This window comes from Streptomyces sp. NPDC001415 (assembly GCF_053597395.1).
The window spans coordinates 230,564-245,020 of record NZ_JBSFIE010000008.1; the positions used below are offsets into that span (position 1 = coordinate 230,564).

Consider the following 14,457-nt stretch of genomic DNA (forward strand, 5'->3'; position numbering starts at 1 on the left):
GGCCGTGACCGGGACCGAAGGGACGATGGACGCCTTCCGGACGTACCGGTGACGGCACGGAGAACCACCGTGAAACCTATGGATCTCCCCGATCCTCTGCCATCGACAGCTGTCACGCATCCGTGGCCCAGATCTCATACACATGTCTGAAGCGCTTCCCGGGATGAGCGAGAATGGCTTTCGTGAAGGGCGACTACCAGGATCTGGTCGATGAAATCTCGGCGCTGCTCGGCGCCCCGGCGACGCTGGAGAACCGGGATTTCGGGCTGATCGCCTTCGGCGCGCACGACTCCGACGACGACCTCGCGATGGACCCGGTCCGCACCCGTTCGATCCTGACCAGGAAGTCGACGCCCGCCGTCCGCGCCTGGTTCGAGGGCTTCGGCATCACCCGCGCCACCGGCCCGGTCCGCATCCCGGCCGCCCCGGACGCCGGGGTCTTCCGCGGCCGCGTCTGCCTTCCGGTACGCCACCGGGGCGTCGCCCTCGGATACGTCTGGCTGCTCGACGCCGAGCCGGGACCGGCCGAGGACAAGCTGGCCGCGGCGATGGAGGTGGCGGCCAGGATCGGGGTGCTGCTCGCCGACGAGGCGCAGGCCGGCGCGGACCTCTCGCGCGAGTTCCGGGCGGCGCTGACCGCGGAGCGCGGCTGGCCGCGCGACACGGCGACGGCCGCGCTGCGGGCGGCGCTCGGCCCGGACGCGGAGGGCCTGCACGCCCTGGTGTGCGTGGCCCCGTGGCCGAGCGAGGACGCCCCTTCGGCCCGTACGGTGCCGGGGGCCGCGGCGGTGTCCACGCTGGCGTGGCCGTCCTCGGGCGAGAGCGCCGGGCTTGCTCTTGCCGCCCTGGTGCGGCTGCGGTCGGCGGACGCGCTCGCGCCGGCCCGCACCGCGGCGGAGCGGCTGCGCGGGGACGCGGGGGGCGGTGCGGCGGCGGGGGTGGCGGTGGCCCGCCGCGGTCTCGCCGAGCTCGCCCTCGCCCGCCGGGAGGCAACCTCCGCCGTGCGTGCGGCACTTGCGGAACCCCGGCTCGGCCCGGTCGCCGAGTGGTCGACGATCGGCCCGTACCGCCTGCTGACCGCGCTGCCCGCGGTACGGGACCAGGACCCGGCGGTACGGGACCTGTTGGCCCCGGCGCACCGTGAACTCGCCCGCACCGCCGAGGTGTTCCTCGACCACGCGGGCCAGGCGGGGCGCGCGGCGGCGGCCCTCGGCATCCACCGCCAGACGCTCTACTACCGCCTGTCCCGCGTCGAGCACCTCACCGGCCTCGACCTGGACCGGGGCGAGGACCGGCTGCTGCTGCACATGGCACTGAAGGCGGCGCGGCTGTGACGGTCGAGCCCCACCCCGGCGACTCCAGCCTTGGCGACTCCACCCCTGCCAACTCCGGCCCTGTCGACTTCCGCCCCACCAGCGGATTTTGACGGCCCCTCAGCTCGACAACCTCAGCTCGCCCCTTCGCCCCCGTCGATGCTCGCCCCTTCGTCCCCGTCGATCCCCATGACGATCTTCAGCCCCTCGGTCAGATCCTTCGCCGAGGGGGCCGTCTCCGGGTCGACCATCCACTGGACCATCACCCCGGCGAGCAGTGCCTGGTAGAAGGTGCCGGCGAGGCGTGCCCGCTCGGGGTCGGCGTTCTCGTCGATGCCCAGGAAGCCTTCCGCGAGGCCCTTGCGTCCCTCCAACTGGGGTGCGGCGAGGGCCTTTTGGAGCTCGGGGTCGCTGTCGATCCGGGAGACGATCTCCATCTGGAGCTTCCAGACCGGGCGGCTCTGCTCGTACGAGCCGATGATGTTGGCCCAGCCCTGCTCGAAGCGTTCCAGTGGCGGCAGGTCCGCGGGTGCGCGCTCGCCCGGCTCCTCGATCACCGCGTCGCCCCACTCCTCGGTCAGCTTGAGGAAGGCCAGGTTGAGCAGGGCCTCCTTGGAGCCGTAGTGGTAGCCGATGGAGGCCAGGTTGGTGCCGGACTCGGCGACGATGTCGCGGGCGGTGGTGCGGGCGTAGCCCTTTTCCAGAAGGCAGCGCTTGGCGCCTTCGAGCAGATCCTCACGATGTCCCATGACAGCAGCGTACCCGGCACGCAGACATCCGTCTAAGACAAGCGTCTAGGTCGGACTCTGCGGGCCGGGTACGGGGCCGCGGGACCAGAGCGGGTCAGTCGGTCAGGTTCACCGAGCGGGCCGAGGCGGCGCCGATCTCGGCGGCCACCTCGTTCAGGACGTTCTGCGGGATGGTGTCGTCCACGGTCAGCACGGCGAGCGCGTCGCCGCCCTCCTCCGCGCGCGAGACCTGCATGCCGGCGATGTTGAGCCCGGCCTCGCCGAGCACCCGGCCGACGGTGCCGACGACACCCGGACGGTCCTCGTAACGCAGCACGATCATGTGGTCCGCGAGCGCCAGGTCGACATCGAACTCGCCGATCGCGACGACCTTCTGGAGGTGCTTGGGGCCGGCCAGGGTGCCGGAGACCGACACCTCCTCGCCGTCCGAGAGGGTGCCGCGCACGGTCACCACGTTGCGGTGGTTGGGCGACTCGCTCGACGTGGTGAGGCGGACCTCGACGCCGCGCTCCTGCGCGAAGAGCGGCGCGTTCACGTAGGAGACCGTCTCGTCCACCACGTCCTCGAACACGCCCTTGAGCGCGCTGAGTTCGAGCACCTTGACGTCGTGCTGGGTGATCTCGCCGTACACCTCGACGTCGAGGCGGACCGCGACCTCGCCCGCGAGCGCGGTGAAGATGCGGCCGAGGCGCTCGGCGAGCGGCAGGCCCGGCTTCACGTCCTCGGCGATCACGCCGCCCTGGACGTTGACCGCGTCCGGCACCAGTTCGCCGGCGAGGGCGAGGCGTACGGACTTGGCGACGGCGATGCCCGCCTTCTCCTGGGCCTCGTCGGTGGACGCGCCCAGGTGCGGGGTGCAGACGACCTGGTCGAGTTCGAACAGCGGGGAGTCCGTGCAGGGCTCCTTGGCGTACACGTCCAGACCGGCGCCCGCGACGCGGCCCTCCTTGAGGGCGGAGTACAGCGCGGCCTCGTCGACGATGCCGCCGCGCGCCGCGTTCACGATCCGCACGTGCGGCTGCACCTTGTGCAGCGCCTCGTCGCCGATCAGACCGAGCGTCTCGGGGGTCTTGGGCAGGTGCACGGTGATGAAGTCGGAGACTTCGAGCAGCTCGTCGAGGCTGAGGAGCTTGACGCCCATCTGGGCGGCGCGGGCGGGCTGCACATAGGGGTCGTACGCGACAATCTTCATGCCGAAGGCCGACATGCGCTGCGCGACGAGGACGCCGATGCGGCCGAGGCCGACGACGCCGAGGGTCTTCTCGCTCAGCTCGACGCCGGTGTACTTGCTCCGCTTCCACTCGCGGTTCTTCAGCGCGGTGTTGGCCTGCGGGATGTTGCGCGCGGTGGCGACGAGGAGGCCGCAGGCGAGCTCGGCGGCGGTGACGATGTTGGAGGTCGGTGCGTTCACGACCATGACGCCGGCCTTGGTGGCGGCCGAGACGTCGACGTTGTCGAGGCCGACTCCCGCGCGGGCGACGACCTTCAGCTTCTTGGCGGCGGCGATCGCCTCCGAGTCGACCTTGGTGGCCGAGCGGATCAGGATCGCGTCGACACCGGCGATGGCGGGCAGCAGTTCCGCGCGGTCGGCCCCGTTGCAGTGCCGGATCTCGAAGTCCGGCCCGAGGGCGTCGACGGTGGCGGGCGACAGCTCTTCAGCGATGAGTACGACAGGTTTGCCGTTGGCAGTGCTCACGTGGGTCCTCACTGAATCCTTTGCGGACGGCCGTCCCGACGGCCGCAGGCGGTGGAGGGGAAGCGGCGCCGGGGAATTTCGGGGACGCGGGGGCGTGCCTGCAATTCCTCGGGGTCGCTGTACCGCGTGGAAGACGCACGACGCTGTGGGCCTGACGCGTATGTGTTGCTGAGCAGTGTAGTGCCGCTCTCCCGAAGGTTCTCCGCCGCGAAGGCAGGATCACCCGATGGGGGTTGGACGCGGTGTCCAGGGTCGTGCGACCGCCGGCGGGGTCGGACACGGATACTGTGCCCGACCCCGCTGACATCCGGCTTACGCCTCGTCGTTCTGGACCCAGCTCATGAGCTTGCGCAGCTCCTTGCCGGTGGTCTCCAGGAGGTGCTCGGAGTCCTGGGTCTTGTACTCGTTGTACTTCTTCAGACCGCCGTGGTACTCGTCCATCCAGTTCTTGGCGAACGTGCCGTCCTGGATCTCCGCGAGGACCTTCTTCATCTCCGCCTTGGTGTCGGCGGTGATGATGCGGGGGCCGGTGACGTAGTCGCCCCACTCGGCGGTCTCCGAGATCGACCAGCGCATCTTCTCCAGGCCGCCCTCGTACATGAGGTCCACGATCAGCTTCAGCTCGTGGAGGCACTCGAAGTACGCGATCTCCGGCTGGTAACCAGCCTCGGTCAGCGTCTCGAAGCCCGCCTTGACCAGCGCCGCGGTGCCACCGCACAGGACGGCCTGCTCGCCGAAGAGGTCGGTCTCGGTCTCCTCGGTGAAGGTCGTCTTGATGACGCCGGCCCGGGTGCCGCCGATGCCCTTGGCGTACGAGAGCGCCAGCGCCAGGCCGTTGCCCTGCGGGTCCTGCTCGACGGCCACGATGCACGGAACGCCGCGGCCCTCTTCGTACTGACGCCGCACCAGGTGACCGGGGCCCTTGGGCGCGACCATCGCGACGGTCACGTTGGCCGGGGGCTTGATGAACCCGAAGCGGATGTTGAGGCCGTGGCCGAAGAACAGCGCGTCGCCGTCCTTCAGGTTGTCCTTGATGGACTCCTCGTAGACCTGGGCCTGGATCGGGTCCGGCACCAGGATCATGATGACGTCGGCCTCGGCGGCCGCCTCGGACGGCGTCACCACGCGCAGGCCCTGCTCCTCGGCCTTCGCCTTGGACTTCGAGCCCTCGTGCAGACCGACCCGGACATCGACACCCGAGTCACGGAGCGACAGCGCGTGGGCGTGGCCCTGGCTGCCGTACCCGATCACCGCGACCTTGCGGCCCTGGATGATGGACAGGTCGGCATCGTCGTCGTAGAACAGCTCGGCCACTGGGATATCTCCTTGGTGTGCTGGGTGTTGCGTCCACCGTATCGGTGGGGGTGGGTGAGGAATGGGTGAGTCCGCGATACGGGCGGGTCAGGCCCGTACCGGCGGGCTCAGGCGCTGCGGTCCAGGGCGCGCAGCGAGCGGTCCGTGATGGACCGGGCGCCACGCCCTATGGCGATCGTGCCGGACTGGACGAGCTCCTTGATGCCGAACTGCTCCAGCATCTTCAGCATCGCCTCCAGCTTGTCCGCCCCGCCGGTCGCCTCGATGGTCACGGCCTCCGGGGAGACGTCGACGGTCTTGGCACGGAACAGCTGGACGATCTCGACGATCTGGGAGCGCGTTTCGTTGTCGGCACGCACCTTCACCAGGACGAGCTCGCGCTGGATCGCAGCGCCGGGCTCAAGTTCGACGATCTTCAGGACGTTGACCAGCTTGTTGAGCTGCTTGGTCACCTGCTCCAGGGGCAGGTCCTCGACATTGACCACGATGGTGATGCGGGAGATGTCGGGGTGTTCGGTGACACCGACCGCGAGCGAGTCGATGTTGAAGCCGCGGCGGGAGAACAGGGCGGCGATCCGGGCGAGGATGCCGGGGGTGTTCTCGACCAGGACCGAGAGCGTGTGCTTGGTGGACATGAGCCTCTTACCTCTTCCTACAGCTCTCAGTCGTCTTCGTTGTCGCCGAAGTCGGGGCGGACTCCGCGGGCGGCCATGACCTCGTCGTTGGAGGTGCCGGCGGCGACCATCGGCCACACCTGGGCGTCCTCGTGGACGATGAAGTCGATCACGACCGGGCGGTCGTTGATCGAGTTGGCCTCTTCGATGACCTTGTCCAGGTCCTCGGGGCGCTCACACCGGATCGCGTAACACCCCATCGCCTCCGACAACTTGACGAAGTCCGGGACGCGGGTGCCGCCGCTGGGCCGGCCCTGCTCGGCGATGCCGTCCTCCGGGCCGGAGTGCAGGACCGTATTGGAGTAGCGCTGGTTGTAGAACAGGGTCTGCCACTGGCGGACCATCCCGAGGGCGCCGTTGTTGATGATGGCGACCTTGATCGGGATGTTGTTCAGCGCGCAGGTCGTCAGTTCCTGATTGGTCATCTGGAAGCAGCCGTCACCGTCGATCGCCCAGACCATCCGGTCGGGCTGACCGGCCTTGGCGCCCATGGCGGCCGGGATCGCGTAGCCCATGGTTCCGGCGCCGCCCGAGTTCAGCCAGGTGGCGGGCAGTTCGTAGTTCACGAAGTGGGCGGCCCACATCTGGTGCTGGCCGACGCCGGCCGCGTAGATGGTGTCCGCGTCCGCGAGCTCGCCGATGCGCTGGATGACGCGCTGCGGGGACAGCGTGCCGTCGTTCGGCTCGTCGTAGCCGAGCGGGTAGGTCTCGCGCCAGCGGTTGAGGTCCTTCCACCAGGCGGTGTAGTCGCCCTTGTGGCCCTCGGAGTACTCGGCCTGGACGGCCTGGACCAGGTCGGCGATGACCTCGCGGGCATCTCCCACGATCGGGACGTCGACCTCGCGGTTCTTGCCGATCTCGGCCGGGTCGATGTCCGCGTGGATCACCTTGGCGGACGGCGCGAAGCTGTCCAGCTTGCCGGTGACGCGGTCGTCGAAGCGGGTGCCCAGCGCGATGAGCAGGTCCGACTTCTGCAGTGCCGTGACGGCGGTGACCGCACCGTGCATGCCGGGCATTCCCACGTGCAGCGGGTGGCTGTCGGGGAAGGCGCCGAGCGCCATCAGGGTGGTGGTGACGGGCGCTCCGGTGAGCTCCGCGAGGACCTTCAGCTCGGCGGTCGCGCCGGCCTTCAGGACGCCGCCGCCGACGTACAGGACCGGGCGCTTGGCCGCCACGATCAGCTTGGCGGCCTCGCGGATCTGCTTCGCGTGCGGCTTGGTGACCGGCCGGTAACCCGGCAGGTCGGTCGTGGGCGGCCACGAGAACGTGGTCTGCGCCTGCAGCGCGTCCTTCGCGATGTCGACCAGGACCGGGCCCGGGCGGCCCGTCGAGGCGATGTGGAACGCCTCGGCGATGGTGCGCGGGATGTCCTCGGCCTTGGTGACCAGGAAGTTGTGCTTGGTGATCGGCATCGTGATGCCGACGATGTCCGCCTCCTGGAAGGCGTCCGTGCCGATCGCCTTGGAGGAGACCTGGCCGGTGATCGCGACCAGCGGCACCGAGTCCATGTGCGCGTCCGCGATCGGGGTGACCAGGTTGGTGGCGCCCGGCCCCGACGTCGCCATGCACACGCCGACCTTGCCGGTGGCCTGGGCGTACCCGGTGGCCGCGTGACCCGCGCCCTGCTCGTGGCGGACCAGGACGTGACGGACCCGGGTGGAGTCCATCATCGGGTCGTACGCCGGGAGGATGGCGCCGCCCGGGATCCCGAACACGACCTCCGCCCCGACTTCCTCAAGAGAACGGATGAGGGACTTCGCGCCCGTGACGTGCTCAACGGTCGCGGACTGGTGTCCGCCGTTACGGGGCCGCGGCTGCGGATGGTGGGCCCCGGTGGCCTGCTCGGTCATCGGCATTCTCTTCTCGAAGCTGAGGGTTTTTGCGGGGGTTTGGTCGAGATCGCTGTGGTGCTTGAGGGGTGCCAGTGCAACAAAAAACCCCTCGTGCCGTGAGGCAAGCGAGGGGAGCGCGTCGGGTGCGGTCTGCGGAGCCTGCTTGGGGCTCCGCTTCAGCCGACGCGCTTTCCAAGTACGAGAATTCGGGTGCGCATGGCATTGACCCTCCCCCCGGCGCGCAGGTGGTGTCAAGTAGGTGGGACGGGCGTCTCATTATTTGAGCTCAGCAGGGGCCGGAGCCGGCCACTGAGCACGGGGAGCGCGGCCCCGCCGGGCACCGGGTATTCGCCGCGCACCAGGGCCCGCCGCAGCCGGTACTCGTCAAGGGGCCCGGAGAACGCCATGCCCTGCCCATGCGTACACCCCATGGCGCGCAGCGCCAAGACCTGCTCCGGCACGTCCACCCCGTCGGCCACCGACTGCATGCCGAGATCGCAGGCGATCCGGAGCAGCCCCGCGGTGATCTTGTGGAGGCGGGCCGATTCGACGACGCCCTCGACGAGTCCCCTGTCCAGTTTCAGCAGGTCGATGGGGAGCCGGCGCAGCGCGTTGATCGCCGCGTAGCCGCTGCCGAACCCGTCGAGCCCGATCCGTACGCCGAGCCTGCGCAGGCCCACCAGGCGCCGCTCCAGCTCGTCGAAGGAGATCCTGGGGTCGCTGTCGGCCAGCTCGACGATCAGGGCGCCGGAGGGCAGTCCGTGCCTGGTCAGGAGGGCTTCCAGCGAGCCGAGGGGCATCGACTTGTCGAGCAGCCGACGGGCCGAGAGGCGTACCGAGACGGGCACGGCGTGGCCCGCCCGCATCCGTTCGGCGGCCAGCTCGACGGCCTCTTCGAGCAGCCAGCGTCCGAACTCGCCGGCGCGCTCGTTCTCGTCGGCGACCCGGAGGAATTCGGCCGGGGTGAACAGGATGCCCTGGGCTGATCTCCAGCGGGCCTGGGCGGCGACCGCGGAGACCTCGCCGGTGGTGAGGTCGACGACGGGCTGGTGCAGGACCGCGAATTCGCCCTCGTTCAGCGCGGTACGCAGCCGGGCCGCGAGCTCCGACTTGCGGACGACCTCGGCCTGCATCTGCGGGGCGTACAGCTCGACCCGGTTCTTGCCGCCCTTCTTGGCGCGGTACATCGCGAGGTCGGCGTTGCGCAGCAGCTCCCCGGCGCCGACGCCCGGCTCGGCGAAGGCGACGCCGATGGACGCGGCGACGCGGACGTCGTTGCCGTCGATCTGGTAGGGCTGCGACAGGGTGAGGCGCAGTCTGTCGGCGATCTCCCTGACGTGGTACTCGCGGGCCGAGCGGTCGCGGGTGCCGTCGCCCAGGATCAACGCGGCGAACTCGTCGCCGCCGAGCCGGGCCGCGGTGTCGCCGGCCCGTACCGAGTCCTGGAGTCTGCGGGCGGCCTGGATGAGCAGTTCGTCGCCGGCCTGGTGGCCGATGGTGTCGTTGACCTGCTTGAAGCCGTCGAGGTCGATGAAGAGCACGGCGGTGCCGGGATCGGAGTTGCGCCGCCCGCCGAGCGCCTTGCGCACCCGCTTGGTGAACAGGGCGCGGTTGGGCAGGTCGGTGAGCGGGTCGTGCTCGGCGTTGTGCTCCAACTGCGCCTGCAGGCGCACCCGTTCGGTCACGTCGCGGCTGTTGAGAATGAGCCCGCCCTGGTGGCGGTTGACGGTGGACTCCACGTTGAGCCACTCGCCGGTCCCCGACCTGAAGCGGCATTCGATCCGCGTCGTGGGCTCCTCGGCGGGTGGCGCCGCCAGAAACCGGCGCACCTCGTGCACCACCCGGCCGAGGTCCTCGGGGTGGATGAGCGAGGCCAGTTCGGAGCCCACCAGCTCCTCGGCGTCCCGTCCGTAGACGCCCGCGGCGGCCGGGCTGACGTACCGGAGCATCCCGGTGGGGGCGGCGATCATGATGACGTCGCTCGATCCCTGCACCAGGGAGCGGAAGTGGTTCTCCTTCTGGGCCAGTTCATGGGTGAGCGCGATGTTGTCGAGCAGCATGATCCCCTGGCGGACCACCAGGGCGAGCACGACGGTGCAGCCGGTGAGGACGACCATCCGGTCGACCCGGTGCCCTTCGATGACGTTGTAGAGGATGCCCAGCGTGCACACGGCGGCCGCGAGGTACGGCGTGAGCGCGGCCAGCGAGCTGGCGAGCGGCCGCGTCACCGGCAGGGCGTGTGAGTGTGAGCGCACGCGGTCGGCGGCGGGGCGGGCGCCGCGCGGGGCGGCCGTCGGCGGCCGGGGCGGCGCGGCGGCCGTCCTGCGGGCGCCCCAGGGGGCGTAGGCGAGCAGCAGGGAGCCGGCGAACCAGCCCGCGTCCAGGAGCTGGCCCGAGCGGTAGTGCTCGCGCAGCAGCGGCGAGGTGAACAGGGCATCGCACAGCACGGTCAGGGCGAGCGCCGCGATCGCGGTGTTCACCGCGGACCGGTTGGCCGACGAGCGCCGGAAGTGCAGCGCGAGCACCATGCTGACCAGGACGATGTCGAGCAGCGGATAGGCCAGCGTGAGGGTGGCGTGGGCGACGCCCTCACCTTCGCCCTCGTGGGCCGTGCGCGCGAGGGCGAGGCTCCAGGACAGGGTGAGCAGGGAGCCGCCGATGAGCCAGGAGTCCAGCGCGAGGCAGACCCAACCCGCCCTGGTGACAGGGCGTTTGGCGAGCACGAGCAGGCCCACGATCGCGGGCGGCGCGAAGCACAGGAAGAAGAAGTCGGCGAGCGAGGGGGCGGGCACGCCGCGCCGGAGCACCACCTCGTACCAGCCCCAGACGCCGTTGCCGCAGGCGGCCATGGCGGAGGAGAACGAGAAAAGGAGCCATGCCGGCCGAAAGCTGTTCTCGCCCTCGGAAGCGCCGCTCCGCGCGTAGCGGAAGCAGGAGACCGCGGCGATCAGGGCCGCGCCGGAGAGGCCGAAGTCGCCCATGATCAGGGCGAGTTCCTCGGAACCCCACCCCAGGAATGCGCCGGTGGCATATCCGGCACAGATGAGGGCGAGCGCCAGTTGGGACACCACGCCGGTGCCGGTGCCGCCGCCTCCCGCCTCGCCGCCTCCGGCCATCGGCGGCCGGGCCAGGATCGCTCCGGGGGCGCTCACCGGACGGCTCCCCGCCACCGGGCCCGCGTCGGGATCCCGGCCGGCCGGGGCCGCGAGTCGGTATCGCCGCGCCGCGCGCCGTGATCCTGGGCGCCGTTCGTCGTTGTGCCGTTTATCGCCTCTGCGGTCGCCGCTCCGCCGCGGTGCATCGTTGCGCGATGCGCGCGGCGGGGTTGCCGCAGGCGGCTCCACCGCGTCGGATCGTTCGTCCATTGGCCGTGCATCGCCCGTCGCCCCCCTCGCAGTGATCGCTCCCCCGCGCCGCAGACACACGGCGCCGGCCCCCGGTCGGGACGATACACCAGTCTCGTCACTCAGGGACATAGCCCTTATACGCTCAGTGACAGCCTGGAGTCATGTGGGCACCCGGTGCACCCAATCCGCTGCGGAGCGTTACTGATCCGTCGTCAGGACGATGTTGGCGAGCGGTTCTTGGGCCACGAAGCGGGTGAGCTGAGCCGCCAGCAGACGCTTGGCCCGGGGCAGGAACGCGGAACTGGAACCGCCCACATGCGGGCTGATGAGGACATTCGGCGCATGCCACAGCGGGTGCCCCACGGGCAACGGCTCCGGGTCGGTGACATCCAGTGCCGCACGGAGGCGCCCCGACTCCAATTCGGTGAGCAGCGCCTTGGTGTCCACGACCGGACCGCGCGCGACGTTCACCAGGAGTGCCCCGTCCTTCAGGCGGGCCAGGAACTCGGCGTCCACCAGGCCTTTCGTCTGCTCGGTCAGCGGTGTGGAGACGATGACGACGTCCGCTTCCGGGAGCAGTGCGGGCAGATCTGTCAATGCGTGCACTTCACCGCGCCCCGTTGTGCGCCATGAGCGCGCGACGCGCGCCACCCGCGCGCACTCAAAGGGCGCGAGCCGGTCTTCGATGGCGGCGCCGATCGACCCGTACCCCACGATCAGAACGGACTTGTCGGCGAGCGCCGGATAGAAGCCGGACCGCCACTCCTGCCTCTCCTGTCCCTGGACGAAGCCGGGGATCCCGCGCAGCGAGGCGAGGACGAGGGCGAGGGTCAGCTCGGCCGTGGACGCCTCGTGGACGCCGCGGGCGTTGCACAGGCGTACGCCCGGCGGCAGCAGGCCGATGCCGGGCTGTACGTGGTCGATGCCGGCGGTCAGCGTCTGCACGACCCGGATGCCGGTCATGGCGGCGAGCGGGCGTACCGCGATCTCGGACGGCTTCATGTACGGGACCACGTAGAAGGCGCAGTCGGCGGGGTCGGCCGGAAAGTCGGGGCCGCCGTCCCAGACCCGGTAGTCGAGGGAGGCGGGCAGGCCCGGGACGTCGGCCGGGTCGAAGGGGATCCACACGTCGGCAGTCATGGTCAGGAGGCTATGCGAAGGACCGCGGAGGCCAGAGGTTAGTTTGGGGAGCGACGAGGGAGGGATCCGGCCAGGTGGAGCGCAGGACAATCGGGGCGGGGGCCCTGCGGGCGGGTGCGATCGGGCTCGGCTGCATGCCGATGAGCTGGGGCTACACCCGCTCGCAGCAGGACCTGGAGCGCTCGCTGCGGGCGGTGCACGCGGCCCTCGACACCGGCTCGAACCTCCTTGACACCGCCGACATGTACGGCCCGTTCACCAACGAGCTGCTAATCGGGCGAGTCCTGAAGGAGCGGCGGGACGAGGCGTTCGTCGCGACCAAGTGCGGGCTGCTCGTGGGCGTCGACCAGCACGTGGTCGCCAACGGCCGCCCCGGGTACGTGCGTCGGGCCTGCGACGCCTCGCTGCGTCGCCTCCAGACCGACGTCATCGACCTCTACCTGCTGCACCGCGCCGACCCGGAGGTCCCCGTCGAGGAGACCTGGGGGGCGATGGCGGAGCTGGTGACGGCGGGGAAGGTACGGGCGCTCGGGCTCAGTGCGATGGGTGCGCGGGCGGTGCGCAGGAGCGCGCCGGCGGCCGGGGTGCACGGGCTGCACGTGGGCCGGTACGAGGAGACGGTGCACCTGCTCGACCGGGTCCAGCAGGTGTTCCCGGTCGCGGCCGTGCAGGCCGAGCTGTCCTTCTGGTCGCGGGAGGCGCTGGAGGCGCTGCTGCCGTGGTGTACGACCCGGGGCGTCGGCTTCCTCGCCGCGATGCCGCTGGGGAACGGGTTCCTGACCGGCACCCTCACCCCGGGCCAGGGCTTCGAGCCGGACGACATCCGGGCCCGCCACCCCCGCTTCACGGCGGAGATGATGGCGGCGAACCAGCCTGTGGTGGCGGGCCTGCGCCGGGTCGCCGCGCGGCACGGGGCGACTCCGGGGCAGGTGGCGCTGGCCTGGCTGCTGCGCCTCGGGCACCAGGTGATACCCGTGCCGGGGACCAAGCGCGAGGAGTGGGTGCGCGAGAACGCCCGCGCGGCGGGCCTCTCCCTGACCCCGCGGGACCTGGCGGAACTGGCCGCACTGCCGCCGGCCCGGGACTGAGCGCCCGGTTCGCGGCCTGCGCGGCCCTTGCTGCGGTGCGGAGTTGAAGCGACCCGGGCCGGTGCGGAGTTGGGGCACCCCGGCCGGGGGCGCCGGCGCAGCCCGCAGAATGAACCCAGCGCATCGACCCCGTCGAAGGGAACCAGAACCGTGCGACGAACCCCCGTGGCCACCGCCCTGGCCGCAGCCGCGCTCGTGCTCGCGGCCGGCTGTTCCTCCCCGGCCGCGCAGCCGCAGGGCCAGGCCGCCCCCTCCGGCCCCAAGGCGTCCTCGGCGGCGACCCCGCACGCCCAACTCCCGCCCGCCAAGGGCTCGGTGAAGGTGACCAGGACCGTCACGGAGGACCTGAAGTCCCCCTGGGGCATCGCGCCCCTGCCCGAGGGCGGGCTCCTGGTGGGCTCCCGTGACGACGGCTCGGTCGTGCTCGTCGACGCCCAGAGCGGCAAGAAGACCGCCGTGGGCAGCGTGCCCGGCGTCGCCCACCAGGGCGAGGGGGGACTGCTCGGGCTCGCCCTGTCGCCGTCGTACGCCTCGGACCATCTCGTCTACGCGTACTTCACCACCGAGTCCGACAACCGCATCGCCCGGATGATCTACGACCCGCAGCGGCCGGAGGGGCAGCGGCTGGGGGCGCCGGACACCATCCTGCGCGGCATCCCCAAGGGCAACAACCACAACGGCGGGCGCATCGCGTTCGGGCCGGACCGGATGTTGTACGCGGGGACCGGTGAGACCGGCGAGCGGGGGCTCGCCCAGGACAAGAAGTCCCTCGGCGGGAAGATCCTGCGCATGACACCCGACGGGCAGCCCGCGTACGGCAACCCGGAGGCGGACTCCGTCGTCTACTCCTACGGGCACCGCAATGTGCAGGGCCTGGCCTGGGACGGCGAGAACCGGCTGTGGGCCTCGGAGTTCGGGCAGGACACCTGGGACGAGCTCAACCTCGTCGAGCCCGGCAAGAACTACGGCTGGCCCGTGGTGGAGGGCAAGGGGAACAAGCCGGGGTACGTCGATCCCGTCGCCCAGTGGAAGACCTCGGAGGCCTCGCCCAGCGGGATCGCGTTCGCGGCCGGCTCCGTGTGGATCGCCTCGCTCAAGGGCGAGCGGCTGTGGCGCGTCCCGCTGGACGGCACCAAGCCGCTCGCCGACCCCGAGGCCTTCCTCACCGGTCAGTACGGGCGGCTGCGCACCGTCCTGCCGACCGGGACGACCGGCAAGCTCTGGCTGCTCACCAACAACACCGACTCACGCGGCAAGCCGAAGCCCGGGGACGACCGCATTCTGGAACTGGACGTCACCTAGCC

Annotated in this window: 10 protein-coding genes; 3 read left to right on the top strand and 7 right to left on the bottom strand. The window is 70.8% G+C overall.

Annotated elements, in window-relative coordinates:
- Positions 1–173: 173 nt before the first annotated feature.
- On the top strand, positions 174–1,334 hold the full coding sequence (locus tag ACWC2B_RS13840) for a PucR family transcriptional regulator (RefSeq protein WP_450716664.1): 1,161 nt from the start codon (positions 174–176) through the stop codon (positions 1,332–1,334).
- Between the two features lie 113 nt (positions 1,335–1,447).
- On the opposite strand, the gene ACWC2B_RS13845 is transcribed toward ACWC2B_RS13840, so the two are convergent.
- The 7 genes from ACWC2B_RS13845 to ACWC2B_RS13875 form a co-directional block, all read right to left on the bottom strand.
- Positions 1,448–2,062 carry a TetR/AcrR family transcriptional regulator gene (locus ACWC2B_RS13845; protein ID WP_450716665.1) on the bottom strand — a complete coding sequence of 205 codons (615 nt, stop codon included), beginning with the start codon at positions 2,060–2,062 and terminating at the stop codon, positions 1,448–1,450.
- 94 nt (positions 2,063–2,156) lie between these two features.
- Positions 2,157–3,758, bottom strand: coding sequence for a phosphoglycerate dehydrogenase (gene serA, locus ACWC2B_RS13850; RefSeq protein WP_450716666.1), 1,602 nt, complete (start codon positions 3,756–3,758; stop codon positions 2,157–2,159).
- A 312-nt stretch (positions 3,759–4,070) separates the two neighbouring features.
- Complete coding sequence (ilvC, locus tag ACWC2B_RS13855; RefSeq protein ID WP_100577585.1) at positions 4,071–5,072, bottom strand: ketol-acid reductoisomerase; 1,002 nt, start codon at positions 5,070–5,072, stop codon at positions 4,071–4,073.
- Between the two features lie 107 nt (positions 5,073–5,179).
- Positions 5,180–5,707: an acetolactate synthase small subunit gene (gene ilvN, locus ACWC2B_RS13860; RefSeq protein ID WP_053726090.1), complete on the bottom strand. Its 528-nt coding sequence runs from the start codon at positions 5,705–5,707 to the stop codon at positions 5,180–5,182.
- A 26-nt stretch (positions 5,708–5,733) separates the two neighbouring features.
- Positions 5,734–7,602, bottom strand: a complete 1,869-nt coding sequence (locus tag ACWC2B_RS13865; protein WP_450716667.1) for an acetolactate synthase large subunit — start codon at positions 7,600–7,602, stop codon at positions 5,734–5,736.
- A 227-nt stretch (positions 7,603–7,829) separates the two neighbouring features.
- Positions 7,830–10,730, bottom strand: a complete 2,901-nt coding sequence (locus ACWC2B_RS13870) for a putative bifunctional diguanylate cyclase/phosphodiesterase (protein WP_450716668.1) — start codon at positions 10,728–10,730, stop codon at positions 7,830–7,832.
- Positions 10,731–11,123: 393 nt separating this feature from the next.
- A complete protein-coding gene (locus tag ACWC2B_RS13875; protein ID WP_450716669.1) occupies positions 11,124–12,065 on the bottom strand; it encodes a 2-hydroxyacid dehydrogenase in 942 nt (313 codons plus the stop codon).
- Between the two features lie 74 nt (positions 12,066–12,139).
- Here ACWC2B_RS13875 and ACWC2B_RS13880 point away from each other — a divergent pair, with 74 nt between their 5' ends.
- Together ACWC2B_RS13880 and ACWC2B_RS13885 are read left to right on the top strand one after the other, a co-directional pair.
- Positions 12,140–13,153, top strand: coding sequence for an aldo/keto reductase (locus ACWC2B_RS13880; protein WP_450716670.1), 1,014 nt, complete (start codon positions 12,140–12,142; stop codon positions 13,151–13,153).
- A gap of 150 nt (positions 13,154–13,303) precedes the next feature.
- Positions 13,304–14,455: a PQQ-dependent sugar dehydrogenase gene (locus ACWC2B_RS13885; RefSeq protein ID WP_450716671.1), complete on the top strand. Its 1,152-nt coding sequence runs from the start codon at positions 13,304–13,306 to the stop codon at positions 14,453–14,455.
- Positions 14,456–14,457: the final 2 nt, after the last annotated feature.